This is a genomic window from Kitasatospora sp. NPDC056531 (assembly GCF_042794375.1).
Classification (GTDB): Bacteria; Actinomycetota; Actinomycetes; order Streptomycetales; family Streptomycetaceae; genus Kitasatospora.
This window is the reverse complement of sequence record NZ_JBHTTU010000037.1, coordinates 41,898-58,451: the sequence shown is the minus strand read 5'-3', so window position 1 is coordinate 58,451 and position 16,554 is coordinate 41,898. Positions and strand designations below refer to the sequence as shown.

12 protein-coding genes and 1 pseudogene are annotated in these 16,554 nt (G+C 72.2%); 5 read left to right on the top strand and 8 right to left on the bottom strand.

The window, feature by feature from the left end:
- Positions 1-166: 166 nt before the first annotated feature.
- From ACFQ87_RS27140 to ACFQ87_RS27130, 3 genes are all read left to right on the top strand, one after another.
- Complete coding sequence (locus tag ACFQ87_RS27140; RefSeq protein ID WP_380613439.1) at positions 167-970, top strand: MBL fold metallo-hydrolase; 804 nt, start codon at positions 167-169, stop codon at positions 968-970.
- A gap of 7 nt (positions 971-977) precedes the next feature.
- Positions 978-1,409 (top strand): nuclear transport factor 2 family protein, encoded by a 432-nt coding sequence (locus tag ACFQ87_RS27135; protein ID WP_380613438.1) that lies wholly within the window; start codon positions 978-980, stop codon positions 1,407-1,409.
- 159 nt (positions 1,410-1,568) lie between these two features.
- Positions 1,569-2,867 carry an NAD(P)/FAD-dependent oxidoreductase gene (locus tag ACFQ87_RS27130; protein WP_380613437.1) on the top strand — a complete coding sequence of 433 codons (1,299 nt, stop codon included), beginning with the start codon at positions 1,569-1,571 and terminating at the stop codon, positions 2,865-2,867.
- Positions 2,868-2,950: 83 nt separating this feature from the next.
- Here ACFQ87_RS27130 and ACFQ87_RS27125 read toward each other — a convergent pair whose 3' ends face one another.
- The 8 genes from ACFQ87_RS27125 to ACFQ87_RS27090 all read right to left on the bottom strand — a co-directional run bounded on the left by ACFQ87_RS27125 (position 2,951) and on the right by ACFQ87_RS27090 (position 13,041).
- Complete coding sequence (locus ACFQ87_RS27125) at positions 2,951-3,121, bottom strand: hypothetical protein (RefSeq protein ID WP_380613436.1); 171 nt, start codon at positions 3,119-3,121, stop codon at positions 2,951-2,953.
- Between the two features lie 224 nt (positions 3,122-3,345).
- Entirely contained in the window at positions 3,346-4,416 is a 1,071-nt protein-coding gene (locus ACFQ87_RS27120; RefSeq protein ID WP_380613435.1) for an acyl-CoA dehydrogenase family protein, read from the bottom strand.
- Positions 4,413-5,561 carry an acyl-CoA dehydrogenase family protein gene (locus ACFQ87_RS27115; RefSeq protein ID WP_380613434.1) on the bottom strand — a complete coding sequence of 383 codons (1,149 nt, stop codon included), beginning with the start codon at positions 5,559-5,561 and terminating at the stop codon, positions 4,413-4,415. The genes ACFQ87_RS27120 and ACFQ87_RS27115 overlap by 4 nt, the downstream gene beginning before the upstream one ends.
- Positions 5,562-5,640: 79 nt before the next feature.
- A complete protein-coding gene (locus tag ACFQ87_RS27110; RefSeq protein WP_380613433.1) occupies positions 5,641-6,834 on the bottom strand; it encodes a CaiB/BaiF CoA transferase family protein in 1,194 nt (397 codons plus the stop codon).
- A gap of 162 nt (positions 6,835-6,996) precedes the next feature.
- Entirely contained in the window at positions 6,997-8,442 is a 1,446-nt protein-coding gene (locus ACFQ87_RS27105) for a CoA transferase (RefSeq protein WP_380613432.1), read from the bottom strand.
- 69 nt (positions 8,443-8,511) lie between these two features.
- Positions 8,512-9,249 (bottom strand): helix-turn-helix domain-containing protein, encoded by a 738-nt coding sequence (locus ACFQ87_RS27100; RefSeq protein WP_380613431.1) that lies wholly within the window; start codon positions 9,247-9,249, stop codon positions 8,512-8,514.
- A 236-nt stretch (positions 9,250-9,485) separates the two neighbouring features.
- Positions 9,486-10,193: a DUF4232 domain-containing protein gene (locus ACFQ87_RS27095; RefSeq protein ID WP_380613430.1), complete on the bottom strand. Its 708-nt coding sequence runs from the start codon at positions 10,191-10,193 to the stop codon at positions 9,486-9,488.
- Between the two features lie 127 nt (positions 10,194-10,320).
- Positions 10,321-13,041 (bottom strand): BTAD domain-containing putative transcriptional regulator, encoded by a 2,721-nt coding sequence (locus tag ACFQ87_RS27090; protein WP_380613429.1) that lies wholly within the window; start codon positions 13,039-13,041, stop codon positions 10,321-10,323.
- 1,231 nt (positions 13,042-14,272) lie between these two features.
- On the opposite strand from ACFQ87_RS27090, the pseudogene ACFQ87_RS27085 reads away from it, so the two are divergent.
- Together ACFQ87_RS27085 and ACFQ87_RS27080 are read left to right on the top strand one after the other, a co-directional pair.
- Positions 14,273-15,124, top strand: a pseudogene (locus ACFQ87_RS27085) (tyrosine-type recombinase/integrase); the annotation flags it as partial.
- Between the two features lie 221 nt (positions 15,125-15,345).
- Entirely contained in the window at positions 15,346-16,497 is a 1,152-nt protein-coding gene (locus ACFQ87_RS27080) for a hypothetical protein (protein WP_380613428.1), read from the top strand.
- Positions 16,498-16,554 lie beyond the last annotated feature (57 nt).

The following is a 16,554-nucleotide window of genomic DNA, read 5'->3' as shown; positions in this document are numbered from 1 at the left end:
CGAGGTGGGCGCATGAGCGAGCGAAGTGAGCGAATCATCGAAAGGTGCGCGTTGCGCGAAGCGCTCGCCGAGCGGAGCGAGGTGGGCGCATGAGCGAGCGAAGTGAGCGAATCATCGAAAGGTGCGCGTTGCGCGAAGCGCTCGCCGAGCGGAGCGAGGTGGGCGCATGAGCGCTCTCGACTTCGAGGTCATCGACAGCCCCGACAGCTCGCTCAACAAGACCTCCGTCCTGGTCACCGGCCCGAACAACGCCCTGCTGGTGGACGCCGGGTTCACCCGCTCCGACGGGCGCCGCCTGGTCGAGCGGGTGCGCGCCAGCGGCAAGCGGCTGACCACCGTCTTCATCAGCCACGGTGACCCGGACTTCTACTTCGGCGCCCAGGAGGTCCAGGACGCCTTCCCGCAGGCCCGCTTCCTGGCCACCTCCTCGACCGTGGAGCACATCCAGGAGACCTTCGACGCCAAGCTGCGCGCCTGGTCCCACCTCGGCCCCGAGCTGCCCACCCGGCTGGTCCGGCCCGAGGTGCTGCCCGGCGACGAACTCGTCTTCGAAGGGCACCGGTTCGAGGTGCGCGGTGCCGACTTCCACCTGCCCGACCGGCACTACCTGTGGCAGCACCACCACGGCGCGGTGCTCGGCGGGGTGCTGCTCTTCGAGGGCCTGCACGTGTGGACGGCCGACACCCCCACTCCCGCCCAGCGGGCCGCCTGGATCGACCTGGTGGACGGCATCGAGGCGCTCCACCCGACCTGGGTGGCGGCCGGCCACCGGATCGCCGACGCGCCAACCGACCTGAACGCCATCGACCACACCCGCGCCTACCTGCGCGCCTTCGAGACCGAGCTCGGCCGGGCGGCGGACGCGGCCGCCGCCAAGGAGGCGCTGGAGCGGCGCTTCCCGGAGCTCGGGCTGAGGATCGCGGTCGACATCGGCACCAAGGTCGCCATGGGCGAGATGACCTGGGGTTGAGCGCGCGATGATCGAGATCCCTCGGGACGTCGCCACCTTCGCCGAGTCCGCCGCCCCCGCCGACGTGGTCCGCCGCCATTACCTGGCCTCCGCCCGGGGCGACCTGTCCGCGCTGCGCGCCACCCTCGCCGAGGACGTCGAGTGGACCGAGATGGCCGGCTTCCCGCTGGCCGGCACCTACCGCACCCCGAAGGGCGTCACCGCCAACGTCATGGAGCGCCTGTCCGCCGAGTGGGACGACTGGACGGCGCACGACGACCGCTATGTGGTGGACGGCGAGAACGTGGTGGTCCTGGCCCGCTACACGGCCGTCCACAAGGCCACCGGAAAGCCGCTCGCGGTCCGGGTCGCCCACCACTTCACCGTGCGCGGCGGCCGGATCGTCCGCTTCGAACAGTTCACCGACACCGCCCTGGTCAGGGAGGCGATGACGCCGTAGCGCGGCGCGTTCCGCCGCCAGGACCGCACGTTCGGCCGCAGGACCGCACATTCACCCGAACGGGCGAGCATGGCGCGGCGCGCCCGTCGCCGTCTCGACACGCCACCCGCACGGCGGCACGCTGGGGCCTGATCTGCGGCGGAGAGCGAGGAGTTGAGCATGGCGGGCACGGAAACCGGAGCGGGACAGGGGCGGGAGCGTCCGATCGTGATCGTCGGGGCGTCCCTGGGCGGCGCCAAGGCGGCCGAGGCACTGCGCGAGGCCGGGTACCGGGGCGGCATCGTCCTGATCGGAGAGGAGCACGAGCGCCCGTACGAGCGGCCGCCGCTGTCCAAGGGCTACCTGCTCGGCAAGGAGTCCCGGGAGAAGATGTACGTCCACCCGCCGCAGTGGTACGCCGAGCACGACGTGACGCTGCGCCTGGGCATCGCGGTGGCCGCGATCGACCCGGCCGGACACACCGTGACGCTCACCGACGACGGCCAGGTGGAGTACGCCAAACTGCTGCTGACCACCGGCTCGGTGCCGCGCCGGCTGCCGGTGCCCGGCGCGGACCAGGACGGCGTGCTCTACCTGCGCCGGGTCGACGACAGCGACCGGATCAAGGAGGCGCTGCGCCCGGGCGCCCGGATCGCGGTGATCGGCGCGGGCTGGATCGGCCTGGAGGTGGCGGCCGCCGCCCGCACGGCGGGCGCCGAGGTGACCGTCCTGGAGGCGATGGAGCTGCCGCTGCTGCGGGTGCTGGGCCGGGAGGTCGCCCAGGTCTTCGCCGACCTGCACCGCGACCACGGCGTGGACCTGCGCTTCGGCGTCCAGGTCACCGAACTGACCGGTGCCGACGGCACGGTGAGCGGCGTGAAGCTCGGCGACGGCACCGAGGTGGCCGCCGACGCGGTCGTGATCGGCATCGGCATCACGCCCGCCGCCGGGCTCGCCGAGGCGGCCGGGCTGGAGGTCGACAACGGGATCAAGACCGACCAGCACCTGCGCACCTCCGACCCGGACGTCTACGCGGCCGGCGACGTCGCCAACGCCTTCCACCCGCTGTTCGAGCGGCACATCCGGGTCGAGCACTGGGCCAACGCCCTCAACCAGCCGCAGACCGCCGCCCGGGCGATGCTCGGGCGGTCGGACGCGGTCTACGACCGGGTGCCGTACTTCTTCACCGATGCCGAGTGGACACCCCGGCATCCTAACGAGCCGGTGGCGTCGCGGGACAAACTGAGCATGGAATACCTCGGCTACGTCGAGCCCGACGGCTACGACCGGGTCGTGTTCCGAGGGGACGTGAAGGCCAACGAGTTCATCGCGTTCTGGCTCAAGGACGGCCGGGTCCTCGCCGGTATGAACATGAACCTCTGGGACGTCACCGACCCGATCCGCGAACTGATCGTCTCCAAGCGCGTGGTGGACGCCGACCGCCTGGCGGACCCGAACGTCCCCCTCGGCGAGATCTGAGACACGACAAGAGCCCTGGCCGGCGAGCTGCCAACCGATCACCGCTGCAGGCCGCACGAACGGGACCGGTTCGGTGGTCAGGGCTACATCCGGCGGGCGTACACACCCTTGGCGAGGAGGGACGTCTTCGCCTCCTCGTCCGGCCGCCGGACTACGGGGTCCTCCGCGTCGTAGCCGCACGGCTCACCCGGCCAGCGATCGTGGATCGGGGCCGGGTAGCCGACGGCGAGCGTCTCCAGAACGGCCAGGCCCATCCCGAGCCCTCCCCCGTCACTCGGCCGAGACCTCGACGGACTCCAGGAGTAGCGGCGGGGGGCGAGGCCCAGCCAGCACCGGGACGAGTCCGTCCCTCACGTGCGGCCAGCGGCCATCCTCGTCCACCGCCCGCTCGATCTGTGGGCGGCGGTAACGGCGCCCCAGCGGATGCGCGGCGCCTGCCGTCATTCGGTCGATTGACGACAGGCGCGGGGGCGAGGGGTCAGGGTGTGGTGGTGAGGGCGGGCCAGAGGGTGGCGGCGGTGACGGACCGGGCCAGGGCAGGCGCCCAGGTGGCTTCGTTACCGTCCTCGTCCCGCCAGGACCACAGGCGGGTGGTGGCGAGGTGGAGCGGGTTGAGCTGGGTGATGCCTATGGCGCCGTGGAGTTGGTGGGCGATGCGGGCGATCTCGGCGGCCGAGGCGGATGCCTGGGTCTTGGCGGCGGCGACGGCGAAGTGGGCGGCCGCCCCGCCGGTGTCCAGGGGGGTGGCGGCGGCTTGGACGGCGGCGCGTACCAGGGCGGCCTCCTCGATGAGCCGTGCCTCCTCCTGCTTGACGGCCTGGAAGCGGCTGAGCGGACGGCCGAACTGGGTGCGGGCCGTGGTGTGGGCGACCGTCAGTTCTACGCAGCGTTCGGCGGCTCCGGCGATCAGGGCGGCCCGGGCCAGGGCTGCGCGGAGCCGGGCCTCGTCGAGCAGTTCCGGGGAGATCCGGCGGACCTGCGAGGCGGGGATCTTGAGGGCGGCGAGGTGCAGGTTGTCGCGGGGTTCCTCGGCGAGGTTGCCGCCGGGGGTGAGGACGGCCTGGTCCGGGGTGAGGGTGAACAGGACAGGACCGGAGGGGGCGGTGGCCAGGACGATGACGGCGGTGGCGGTGCGGGCCCAGGGGACGCGGCGCAGGGTGCCGGTGACCAGCAGGGTGTCGTCGTCGCCCAGGCAGCCGGCCGAACCGACGGCGGAGGCGACGGCCGGACGGGCGTAACGGACCGTCAGCTCGGGGGCGATGGCGTAGCTGAGCGGGCCGTCGGGGACGGGGAGGCCGACGCGGTGCAGCAGCGGGCGGGCGACCAGGGCGGTCTCGGCGAGAGGGGTGGGGACGGCGCGGCGTCCTGCCTCCCGGGCGGCGGCGAGGAGTTCGGCGGTCGAGGCGTCCAGGGAGGGGAGGGCCACGGCGTCCGGGGCCGTCGTGTTGGTGACGACGGCGATGGAGTCCGCATCGGCGTAGAAGGCGGTGGTGTCGTAGGCGTCGGCGGAGATGACGGGGGCGCTGGTGTCGATCGTGTGGGTGTTCATCGGTGCTGCTCCAGACCGCGAGTGATGATGCCGCGAAGGATCTCGTTGGTGCCGCCGCGCAGCGTGTAGCCGGGGCTGTGCAGCAGGGCGAAGGCGAGCAGTTCCGGGTGGGTACCGGGGGTGGCGTGCGGGTCGGCGGGGGTCGGTAGGACGCTGCGGACGGTGTCGACCAGGGTGCCCTCCAGGCGGGTGCCGAGGTCTTTGACCAGGGCGGCCTGGGTGTCGGGCGAGGCTTCGGTGTCCAGGGCGGCGGCCACACCGAGGGACAGCCGGCGGATGCCGTGCAGACGTGCCACCAGAATGCCCACCTGGGTGAGTTGTTCGGCTGTCGCGGAGCGCTGCTCCAGTTCGCGGAGCAGGGAGACCAGCAGGGGGAAGGTGGACAGATAGCGTTCGGGGCCGCTGCGTTCGAAGGCGAGTTCGCCGGTGACCTGTTTCCAGCCGTCGCCCCGCTGCCCGAGCAGCATGCCGTCGGGGACGTCGACGCCTTCGAGGTGGACGGCGTTGAAGCGGTGCTCGCCGCTCATCAGCCGGATCGGCTCGACCCGCACGCCCGGGGCACGCAGGTCGACGATGAACTGGCTGAGGCCGGCGTGCCTGTCCTCGGCCTCATCGGTGCGGGCGAGGACGATGGCGTAGTCGTTGACGTGAGCGCCGCCGGTCCACATCTTGGTGCCGGTCAACCGCCAGCCGTCGGCGGTCCGTTCGGCGCGGGTGGCGACCGAGGCGAGATCGGAGCCGCTGCTCTTCTCGCTCATGCCGATGGAGAAGAAGTACTGCCCGGCGGCGATCCGGGGCAGGAAGAAGCGGCGTTGCTCCTCGGTGCCGTGCTGGAGGATGGACGGGCCGGCCTGCCGGTCGGAGACCCAGTGGGCGCTGACCGGGGCGCCGGCGGCGAGCAGTTCCTCGATCACCACGTAGCGCTCCAGGAAGCCGCGGCCGGCGCCGCCGTAATCGACGGGCAGGGCCATGCCGACCCAGCCGCGCTCCGCGAGGCGGCGGCTGAAGTCGGGGTCCCAGCCGGCCAACCAGGAGTCGGGACGGCCGAGTACGGTGCCGCGGGCGCGCTCCTCGTCGAGAAAGGCGCGGACCTCGGCACGGAGTCGGCAGGCCGATTCGGGCAGGACGACGTCGGGGAATGCCATCGGTGAAAGCGTTGAAGGCGACATGGATCGTTCGCTCCTGGGCTGGTGAGTGAGCGTTCTCTTCGGTACGGAAGTTCGGTCAGCCTGTCGGCTGCAGCAGGGAGGGGTCGAAGCCGGCTTCGCGGAGGACCTCCTCGGTGTGCTGGCCGATGGCCGGGCAGGGCCGTAGCTCCGGCTCCGGGTCTGCCGAGTAGCGCACCGGGAGGCCGATGGCCTGGTAGCGGCCCTCGGTGGGGTGGTCGGCCTCGCGCAGCAGGCCGCCCTCGCGGGCGTAGGCGGTGGTGGCGGCCGAGGCCAGGTCGAGCACGGGGGCGGCGGCGATGCCCACCCGGTCGCAGAACTCCTGCCACTCGGCACTGGTGTGACGCGGTGACAGCTCCGTGAGCAGCGGATAGAACGCGTCGGCGTTGCGGGCCCGGTCGGGGCCGGTGGCGAAGCGCGGGTCGGCGGCCAGTTCGGGGCGGCCCACGAAGGCGGTGAAGTCCCGCCAGTTGCGGTCGCTCTGCGGCAGGATGCACATCCAGCCGTCGGCGGTGCGCAGGGCGCGGCGCTGCGGGCTGAGCGAGCGCGGCGAGCCGAACGCCCCGTCGGCCTCCAGGGCGGCCGCGCCCAGGTGCTCGACCAGGTTGAAGGCGAGCATGGTGTCGGCCATCGGGACCTCGATGTGTTGTCCGGTGCCGCCGTGCTCCCGGTAGTGCAGCGCGGCCAGTACCGACTGGGCGATCTGCATGCCGCAGATCTTGTCGGCCAGCACGGTGGGAACGTAGTGGGGTTGGCCGGAGACCTGGTGGTTGAGCCAGACCAGGCCGCTGGCCGCCTGGATGATGTCGTCGTACGCGGCGTGGGTGCCGTAGCGGCTGTTGCTGCGGAAGCCCTGGGCGTTGGCGTAGATCAGGCCGGGGTTGACGGCCGCGACGTCGTGGTAGCCGAGGCGGAGCTTCTCCAGGGCCTGCGGGCGCAGGTTGGTGATGAGGACGTCGGCGGTGCGCAGGAGGGCGAGCAGGGCGTCGCGGCCGTACGGGGCCTTGAGGTCGATGGCGGCGCTGCGCTTGTTGCGGTTCAGGTTGAGTGCCGCGCCGCCCATGCCGGGGTGGCGCTGCGGCGGGTAGTGGCGCGTCATGTCACCGGTGGGCGGCTCGACCTTGATCACGTCGGCGCCCAGGTCTCCGAGTTGCTGGGCGGCGTACGGAGCCATGATCACGCTGGCCAGTTCGATGACGCGGACTCCGGCGAGGAGTCCTCGGCCGGACGGGCCGCTCGGCTTCTCGGACATCTTCCTGTGCCTCCTGGGGTATCGGGTGGGGTGGATGAACGGTGGTGCGGTACGGGCGGCGGCGGACACGTGGTGCCGAAGGGGCAGATGCGGTGGAACTCGCCGCATCGGCCGGCCTGGGGCAGCGGTTTCAGTCGCCAGGGCTGGTTGCCTGGAAGCGGCCTAGCTCCACTGGAGCGCAGCAGACCCGAGCGGGGACCGCCAGCCAGGCTGGGGGACCGTGCGCCCGCTGTACGCGAACGGTGTCGCCGGTTCGGTGAGCAGGCCGAAGTCGGTCCCCGTGGTCGACAGCGCGGCGAGCGGCGCGCGCCCGGGCCGGGGCAGGCCCAGTACGTCCTCCCGCGCGAGCAGACCGAGTTCCTGCACCCAGTGACACACCCCGGCCAAGGTCACGCGGATCCGCCACGAGCCGCCCTCCGCCGCACGTCGGCGCAGGACCGTTGCGACGGCGGCAGCCCCGAGGTAGGCGGCGAGGTAGTCGTTGAGCAGGTACGTCGGCGGCAGCGACGGCCGGTCGGTCCACTCCTCGACGGCGAATCCGGTGGCCGAGCAGGCGAGTTGGTCGAACCCGCCGCGTTCGCCCCAGGGGCCGTCGGCGCCCCAGGCGTGGTATTCGAGGGTGATGAGTCCGGGGCGGCGCCGGACGAGTTCCTCGGTCGACGCCCCGTGCCGGGCAAGTCCCCGGTAGGCGTGGACGAAGACGTCCGCGTCCTTGAGCGCGTCGTGGAAGGCCGCACGGTCGTGATCGTCGCGCAGGTCGCAGTAGGCGTTGCGCTTGCCGCCGCCGGTCATCGCGATCATCGGGATCGGGTCGGGGCGGTCGGGACGCGACAGGTGCAGCACGTCGGCGCCGAACTGGGCGAGGAGCCGCGCCGCGACGGGACCTGCGATGACATGGGTGAGATCGAGCACCCGTACGCCCGCAAGCGCCTCATCGGCCGCTCCGATCGGCTCCAGCGGCCGGACCGGTCCGTCACCGACGCGTTCGATCTCGACGACCGGGCGCTGCGCGACATGGCGCCCTGCGGGGTGCGCGAGCCACTCGTCCCGGCTGCGCACCACGCAGGCGACGCCGCCCCGCGCGCAGACGGCCTCCTCCAGCGTGAAGGCATCCCAGCCGGCCACCGCCTGCGCGATCCCCACCTTGTCGAGCCCGCACCTCAGCACGGAGTGGACCGCGTCCCGCAGATGCGGATAGGTGGTGATGATGAAGATCCACCGGCCGTCGCGCGCCCGGTAGAAGTCGCTGTTGCCGAGCAGGGTCGGATCGTCGAGGAGAGAGACGAGCGGGCGTCCCGAGAGCGTCGTGTGATACGTCGCCATGAGCTGGTCGATCGCGGCCCCGGCCTGCACCTGAACCCTCTGGTGCGGGTGGCCGCGCTGTTCGCCGACCGCCGCCGTCTGCCGCCCGAAGACACCGATCGCGGCAGACATGGCATCGGCGAGGCGATGCACCGAGGGCACCAGGGGATCCGCCCCGACGACGGTGACGTCCTCGGCTCCCCGGGCCGGATCGGGGTCGCCGAGAGTGTGCAGCAACCGGGAGACGATCTCGGCGGTGGACGACGGAGGCGTCGGCTCGGCCGTGGTCAGCGTGTTCGAAGTCATGCCGGGATGCTCGTTCCCCGCACCGCACGAGCGCCCGCGTTCACGGATATCCGTGAACCGATGCGGACGTCACGTCCACCCCTCCTGGATGTGCGCGAGGAGCCGGGCCGCCGCCCGGTCCAGACTCAGCCGCTCCGAGCGGCCACGACGCCGGCGCGTCAGAACGAGGGCACCCGTGACGACGGGGCCGTCAGTGACGGGGATCGCGAGCGCGCTGACCTCGGGATCGGCCAGACCCTCACTGCGGCTGATCCGCGACGCACGGATCCCCGGAAGAGCGCGGCGGAACTCGGCGACCGCCTCGGGGTCGTGGCGGGCGAGCTCGTCGAGCAGCCCACGGCGCTCCGCCTCGTCGGTGAGAGCCAGCAGCAGACGGCCCGCGGCGGTGCGCAGGAGCGGCCGGGCCATGTGCTCGTCGGCGAGAGGCACGAGGCGGGGGATCTCGTCCTCGCCGCCGCGCGCGAGGTGCACGGCGTCGAGCCCGACCCGTACGGTGAGCAGCACCGGGGTACCCGCGACGCGGCTCAGCTCGTTGAGCTCGGCCTGGCCGATCCGCGGAACGACCCGGCCGGCGATGAGGTTGAGGACGTGCGGGGCGGGCCCGAGCCGGTAGCGCCGGCGCTGTTCCAGCAGAAACCCCGTCGCGACAAGTCCGTTGACCAGATCCTGCACCGAACTCGCCGGCGCCCCGACCATCCGCGCCAACTCGGCCACGGTCACCCCGCCCGGCGCCCGCGCGGCGGCCTCCAGGATCCACACGACCCGGTCCACCGTACGGTGACGCCGCCGTCGGCCGTGCTCGCTCATCCCGCCCGCCTTGTCCTTGTTGTACGTCGCCGGCCGATCACGCCGACTCGGCCCGCCGATTCTCCCCCACCACCCGACGAGCAAGCCGACCCCGGCCCGCTGCCGACGTCATCGGCCCGGCACCTGCACCGGACCCTGATGTCGCCCGTTCACACCGCCGGCGGCAGTACCTGAACCTGAACCTGATCCACGCCGTCATGTCCAGGATTGTGCGAACGACGGGCCTGCGCCAAGCTCTACCGTGCCGCGAAGGCTCCGACCTTGAAGTCTGTGCCGCAGACGCTGAAGACGCCGCCCGGCGAGCCGTTCGCCTTCATCACGTTCACCGTGGTGCCCGCGTCCTTGGGCAGCGCGACCTTGACGTGGGACGCCTGCACCGGGCAGGTGTAACGGGCCGACTTGGTGCCCTCGCCGTTCACGTCGTTGTACAGCACGTCCGCCACCACCGCGGCGCCCGCCGGGACATCGACCGCTCCCGAGCCGTCCTTGGAGTTGTCCCCCGAGACCGGGCCCGCCTTGCCCTGGTCGTCGTCGGCGACCACGGTCGTCGGGCCGACGATGGTGCAGGGGGCACCCGAGCTGTTGGTGATCTTGAGGGTCGCGGCGGCGGGCTGCGCGTCACTGGCATGGCCCGAGGACTGGAGGAACGTCACCGAGGTGTTCTTGGTCGTGCAGGCCGCGGTGACGCCGCCCCCGCCAGTGCCGGAGGACGAACTGCCTCCACCGCTCGTGCTCGTCCTGCCTCCTGACGACGCCGAGGCCGCAGCCGGCGCCGACGCCGACGCCGAGGTGGAGGTGGAACCCGACGGGGTGGCTGATGATGCGCTGGTGCCGGCTGCGCCGCTGTCCTGCGTGCCGCTGCCGTCGTTGCAGGCGGTCAGGGACAGGGCGAGCGTGGCGACGGCGCCGACGGCGAGCAGGGCGGGACGGGTGGTGGTGCGCATGGCTGGTTCCCCCGGTTCTCGTTCGTGGGTCGCGATCCTGCACGAGGTCGTTTCCCCTTACACGAACGAGGGTGTTGCGGCGCGCTGGCAGATCACTAACGAGCGCGGCGGCGGCGCTAACGCCCCGCTAACGCTCCCGGATCCTGGCGTGTGCCGCCGCGTGCCGGCGCCGCAGTTCGGGCAGTGCGTCCTGGTCGGCGATGTGCAGCAGGGCGTCGAGCGCGGTGACGGCGCCCGCGTCGTAGCCGGTCTGCTCGGCCTCGAGCGCGGCCTGCGCGAGGCAGCGCCGCCCGGCCACGGTGTCGCCGAGCCCGGCCAGCGCCTCGCCCTGCCAGGTACGCAGGAGCACGCGCCGGGCGACCGCCTCGTGTTCGGGGCCGAGGCCGAGCGCCACCTCGGCCGCCTCGTACGCCTGCCGGTGGCGGCCCGCGCCGAGGTGGATGCGGGCCAGGTGCTGGAGCGCGAGCATCCGGGTGTGCGCGTCGTCGGCCTCGGTGGCGAGGGCAAGGGCTCGGGTGCAGGCCGTTTCGGCGGCGCCGGGTTCGTCGTCGGGGAGGGCCGCGGCGAGGTTGACCAGGGCGGTGGCCTCGCCGAGTACGTCGCCTGCGCGGGCCGCGAGTTCGGGTGCGACGCGCAGGTGCCGGACGGCCTCGGCGGTGCGGCCCTCCTCGGCGAGCACCCAGCCGAGCAGGGTCAGGACGCGGGCCTCCGCATAGGGGTCGGCGCAGGCGCGGGCATCGGCGAGGGCGGCCTCCAGGGTGGGCGCCCAGTCGGCGAGGACCCGCCAGACCACGAACGGCCACTGGGTCACGGCGATCCGCCAGGCCCGCTCGGGCCGGTCCTCGGCGCGGGCCGCGGCGGCGATCAGGGCGAGGTCGTCGCGTTCGGCGGCGAACCAGCCGAGCGCCTCCTCGCGGCCGGTGAAGTCCCGCACTGCGGGCGGCTGTTGAAAGTCGTCGGGCTGTACGAAGGCGGGCTCCCCGCCAGGTTCCGCGGCCTCGGACGCGGACAGCGCGGTCGCCACGCAGTGGTCGTACAGGCGCAGCCGGGCCGCGGTGCGGGCGGCCGGGTCGTGGCTCTGGCCACGCGCGTAGAGCCGGACCAGATCGTGCAGGACGTAGCAGCCGGGGGCGGTCTCCGTGATCAGGTGCGCGGCGACCAGGCGTTCGAGGGCGCGGGCCGCATCCGGCGGGGACGTGCCGGCGAGCGCAGCGGCGCTGAACCGGTCGACGTGTGTGCCCGGGTGATGGCCGAGCGCGGTGAACAGCTGCGCTGCGTCGGCGGGGAGGTGGGCGGTGGTGAGCCGCAGCGCGGAGGCGACGCCGATGTCCTCGGCGGCGAGCAGCGCGAGCCGCTGGCGCTCGTCGGCGAGCCGGTCGGCGAGGGAGGCGAGGCCGAGGGCGGGGAGTTCCACGAGCCGAGCGGCGGCAACCCGCAGCGCGAGCGGCAGCCCGCCGCACAACTCGGCTGTACGGCGGGCCGCTTGGGGTTCGGCGGCAGTGCGGTGTTCGCCGAGGACACGGGTGAGCAGGGCCACGCTGTCGTCGGTGGCGAGGACGTCGAGGGCGACGACGCGGGCGGCGTCGGAGGCGACGAGACCGGCGAGGCGGGCACGGCTGGTGACGACGGTGACGCAGCCGGGTCCCGTGGGCAGCAGCGGGCGCACCTGGGCGGAGGTACGGGCGTTGTCGAGGACGACGAGCAGCTGCAGTTCGGCGGTGAGCTCGCGAAACAGGGCACCGGCGGCGTCCGCCGACTCGGGCATCCGGCGCGGTGGAACGTCGAGAGCGACGAGGAACTCCCGCAGCAGCTCGGCCGGTTCGGGGTCCGAGGTGTCGCTGAACCCGCGCAGATCGGCGTAGAGCGTCCCGTCGGGGAAGTCGGAGCGCCGGCCGGCCGCCCAGTGCACGGTCAGTGCGGTCTTGCCGACCCCGGCGGGCCCGGTGACCACGACGACCGGCCCGTCAGGTCCGGCCGCGGCCGCGGTCAGCGCGGCGCTCTCGGCGGTGCGGCCGTGGAATCCACGCGGGGTACGAGGCAGCAGGTTGGGCCGGACCTGCACCGGGTCCGGGGCGGGTTGGGGCGTATCGGCCCGGACCGCGGGGACACGGTCGGGGCCGAGGGCGAGGGTGAAGGCGGCGGTCAGCTCGGCGCCCGGACGGACGCCGAGCTCGTCGGCGAGAACCTGGCGGGCGCGGTGGTAGGCGTCCAGGGCCTCCGAGGAACGCCCCGCGCGGTGCAGCGCCTCGACCAGCCGGGCGGCCAGCGGCTCGCGCAGCGGATGGGCCCCGGTCTCCGGCCGCAACAGCTGGACAGCGCGCTCGTGTTCACCACCCAGGACGTACGTGTCGGCGAGCAGCTCGACCGCGGCGAGCCGCGCCTCGTCCAAGGTGTGCGCGGCGGAGCGCAGCAGCGGCGACGGGTAGGCGCCGGCCAGCGCGGGGCCCTGCCACAGGGCGAGCGCCTCGGTGAGCAGCGCGGCCCTGTCACCGGGGTCGGTGGCGCGGCGGGCGAGCGCCACCAGACCCTCGAAGCGGTGGGCGTCGAGCAGCGTCTCCGGCAGTTCCAGGTGGTACGCGGCGCCGCGCGTGCTCAGCTCGACGCCGTACGCCGATGCGTCGACGGCCGCCAACAGTGCCCGCAGGCGCGAGACATGGCCTTGGATCACGGTACGGGCGTGCAGCGGGGGTTCGTCGTCCCACAGCGCCTCGGTGAGTGTGTCCACGGAGACCGCGACATTGGCCCGCAGCAACAGCATCGCGAGCAGGCTGCGCCGCTTGGCGGGCCCGAGCGGCAACGGCCCGTCGTTCCCGCTGACCGACACGGGGCCGAGGACCTGGAACTCCATGAACCGAACCCTATCTTCCGGGGGCTACTGGGCATCGGGACGTCGAACCGTACGGATACCGCGCTGCCCCGTCACCGACCAGGTCGGGCAGGTCGCCGGCAGAGCCGATGACACGAGGGATCAGGGCCCGGCGGTGGATTCGACGCACCGGGCCAGGTGGCGCACCCAGTAGGTGTCGTCACTGTCTTCGTCGCGCCAGGACCACAGCCGAGTGGTGGCGAGGCGGACAGGCGGAGCGGATCGTCAGGTCAACCGATCGCTGCAGACATGGCATCGGCGAGACGATGCACCGAGGGCACCAGGAGATCCGCCCGACGACGGTGACGTCCTCGGCCCCCGGGCCGGACCGGGGTCGCCGAGAGTGCGCAGCAGCCGGAAGACTACCCCGCCGGTGGACGACCGAGGCATCGGCTCGGCCATGGTCAGCGTGCTCGAAGTCATCCCGGGATGCTCGTTCCCCGCACCGCACGAGCGCCCGCGTTCACGGATATCCGTGAACCGATGCGGAGGTCACGTCCACCCCTCCTGCCTGTGCGCGAGGAGCCGGGCCACCAGCCGCCGAGTCGGGCCTGGTCGCCCGATCCGTACGGTCCGAAGGGCCCCAGCTCGCCGGGCCGTCGGGCGCCCAACAGTGGACCGGCTCCCTTGTACCGGAATTCGCCTGCCAGCACCCTGCGCCCCCGCGCGCTCCTGGTCGTCGGCCGATTCTCCCACTCACGCGGTCACACCGATGGTCACCGTGCGTAGATGATCAGGGGTCGCAGGCAGGTTCCCGAACGGGCCTGCGGAGGCGTCCGAAAGGTGCCGCGCGACGCCTCTGGCGTGAGGCCAGAGAGAGACCCCCAACCTCCGGACGCGACCACTTCGAGACCACTTGGTCCCCAACTGGTCCCCAACCGCATGCGAACAACTGCTTGTCGATTCTGACGCCATGTCACACAAAAGGCCGCGCTGACCTGGGATCTCTCCCAGCCAACGGCCTTTCGACATACTGTCGGGACGACAGGATTTGAACCTGCGACCCCTTGACCCCCAGTCAAGTAGTGTCGGCAGCCGAGACCTCAAGGTCTCGGCTTCTTTGTTTCTCAACTTCACTGAAATCATTAGGAGTTGGCACTCGCTATGAACAGTCATGGCCGGCAGGGCTCGAACCAGCGCGACGCCCCGTCAGGTTCAGGTTCGTACATGGATGCCCGTTATCAGGCTCTCCTGCCGCATGTGTGGGTGCGCTGACCTGATCGACCGCCAGGCGGCCAAGCTGGCCTGGATCGCGGCCACCGACCCCCGGCTCCACCGCGCCTGGCGGCTGAAGGAAGCCCTACGGGCCGTCTTCGTCCTGGCCAAGCGCCGCCCAACCGCGGCTCTCAAGGCCCTGGACGCCTGGATCGGCTGGGCCCGCCGCTGCCGGATCCCCGCCTTCTTCGATCTCCAGCGCACGATCACACGCCACTACGACGCCATCCGCTCCGCGCTGATCACCGGCCTGTCCAACGGACTGATCGAGTCCCGGATGCGCCGCGGTGAAATCCTCGCCCTGCACTGGTCGGACGTCCACCTCATGGACCGCAAGCTCTTCGTCCGCCGGACCCTCGCCGCCATCGACAACGGGAAGATCCACCTCCGCGAGCCCAAGACCGAGGCCAGCCGCGCCTGGACCAGCCTCTCCCCCAGAGTCATGGCCGCCCTCCACCGCCAGGCCGCCATCCAGATGGCCGCCCACCCCGACGGCCGGTTGGAGGGCCTCGTCTTCGCCCGCCCCGGCGGTACGCCGCTGCGGCCGCAGTGGATCCTCGACCAGCTCCGCAAACGCACCGCCGAGCTCGGGCTTCCCAGGATCGGCCTGCACGACCTGCGGCACACGGCGGCCAGCATCATGATCGCCGAAGGCGTCCCGCTGGCCATCGTCTCCAAGACCCTGCGCCACGCCACCCTCGCCACCACCATCAACCTCTACGGCCACCTCTTCAAGGACTCCGCCGACGAGGCTGTTCGTGCACTGGCAAGGGCCCTCGACCGCGCTGAAACCGGCCGGCTGAGCTTCCGCGGGGACGACGGCGAGGGTGACATGCCTGTGGCGGCGTAGCCTGCAGGCCTTGGCCTAGCCGTGGCTCCGGCATTATCGGTCGCGGATGTCTGCGCTGTGTGTGGTTTGCCGGAGACGGGGCGGCTGTCAGTGGGTGCCGTCAGCCTTCCCACATGCCGCTGACTACCGCCTCAGTCCGTGTCGTTCCGCTCGGCCACACGTTCACGTCCGAGGTCCCGCTCGGCGACACCGGGGACGTTGTCATTGCCTGTCATTCCTCCGTGACGGGCAAGGGAAAGCTCCACGGCACGGAGGACTGCGGGAGTCTGCGCTCAGCCTCGTCGGTCGTTCGTGTCGAGGTTCCGCTGCGTGAGGCGGCCGGCCGGCTGTGCGGCAGCTGCCGCTGGTCGCTGCCGACCGACAGCCCGCTGCTGAAGCGCGGGGCTGCGGTCATCGACGTGGACTCTCTCAAGGTCTGGCTGGACCGGGAACCCGACCCGGAACACGAGGCCGCGCAGGCGGACGCCGCCCTGGCTCTCGCGACCGGCGATTACCCGCGGACGGGATACAGCGAGGCGCACGCCGGCGACGGTGTCCAGAAGGAGGAGTCGGAGGCCGAAGACTTGGACGACGAGGAATGGCAGCGCTTCTCCAGGGCCCGGGAGTTCCGGCTGGGACGGCTGGAGCACTGGCGGCGCCTGCACACCTGCATGATCCGCAGCAACGAGGCACTGCTGGCGTTCCCTGACCTTCGCCCCTGGGCCGAGCCGTTGCAGGCCCGGCTCACCGAGGTCATCGAGCAGGAGCGATGGGCGTTCGCCGCCCTGGTCCAGCCGCCCAACCTGGTGGAGGCCGCGGCCGTTCGGCTGTTGTCGGAGCCGGAATTCACGCCCGGTCAGGAGTTCGCGGGCCTCGGCGAGGACGCGCCCAAGGTGGTGCGGCGTGCCTGGTACGCGTGGGAGCGCCGGGCCGCGTGGTCCTGGCGTCGTCTGGAGGAGCACGACTGGGCCGTCGCATCGGTGGTGAGCGATGCTTTCGGGCGGCGGCGTAAGGGCCGTCCGGAAGCCGAGGCCACCTTCGACGGTCTCGTGGCAGGCTGGGTCTCGGACGCCCGGGCCCGGGTCTCGCAGTACAGCGAGGCCCCGCGACAGCTCATCGCGGTCAAGCTCCCGCTCCTCGTCCGCGAGCCGAACGAGGAGAAGGCCGCGGACTCGCTCAGCATGTGGGAGTCCGCGGTGATTGCCACGTACCAGGTCGCGGTGAACTGGCCCGAGGCCACCGCCGCTCTGCTCGTTCCTCACCTGATCGCCGAGCAACTCCTCGATACCGCGACGAGTTCCATGCCGGTCTGCCGACTGGCGGCGCCGGACACAGGGCTTCCCGTCGAGGCGCTGCTGCGCGCTTGGCGGCCCGAGGCCAGCGACGAGGATTGAGCTCCGGGCAGGGGACAGTGCTGGGCGCGGGTCTGGCCTGCTGGTTCGACATCAGGT

Excerpts from the sequence above, each read along its gene's own strand:
- ACFQ87_RS27140 (WP_380613439.1), top strand. The coding sequence starts at position 167 with ATGAGCGCTCTCGACTTCGAGGTCATCGACAGCCCCGACAGCTCGCTC.
- ACFQ87_RS27135 (WP_380613438.1), top strand. The coding sequence starts at position 978 with ATGATCGAGATCCCTCGGGACGTCGCCACCTTCGCCGAGTCCGCCGCC.
- ACFQ87_RS27130 (WP_380613437.1), top strand. The coding sequence starts at position 1,569 with ATGGCGGGCACGGAAACCGGAGCGGGACAGGGGCGGGAGCGTCCGATC.
- ACFQ87_RS27125 (WP_380613436.1), bottom strand. The coding sequence starts at position 3,121 with ATGGGCCTGGCCGTTCTGGAGACGCTCGCCGTCGGCTACCCGGCCCCG.
- ACFQ87_RS27120 (WP_380613435.1), bottom strand. The coding sequence starts at position 4,416 with ATGAACACCCACACGATCGACACCAGCGCCCCCGTCATCTCCGCCGAC.
- ACFQ87_RS27115 (WP_380613434.1), bottom strand. The coding sequence starts at position 5,561 with ATGGCATTCCCCGACGTCGTCCTGCCCGAATCGGCCTGCCGACTCCGT.
- ACFQ87_RS27110 (WP_380613433.1), bottom strand. The coding sequence starts at position 6,834 with ATGTCCGAGAAGCCGAGCGGCCCGTCCGGCCGAGGACTCCTCGCCGGA.
- ACFQ87_RS27105 (WP_380613432.1), bottom strand. The coding sequence starts at position 8,442 with ATGACTTCGAACACGCTGACCACGGCCGAGCCGACGCCTCCGTCGTCC.
- ACFQ87_RS27100 (WP_380613431.1), bottom strand. The coding sequence starts at position 9,249 with ATGAGCGAGCACGGCCGACGGCGGCGTCACCGTACGGTGGACCGGGTC.
- ACFQ87_RS27095 (WP_380613430.1), bottom strand. The coding sequence starts at position 10,193 with ATGCGCACCACCACCCGTCCCGCCCTGCTCGCCGTCGGCGCCGTCGCC.
- ACFQ87_RS27090 (WP_380613429.1), bottom strand. The coding sequence starts at position 13,041 with ATGGAGTTCCAGGTCCTCGGCCCCGTGTCGGTCAGCGGGAACGACGGG.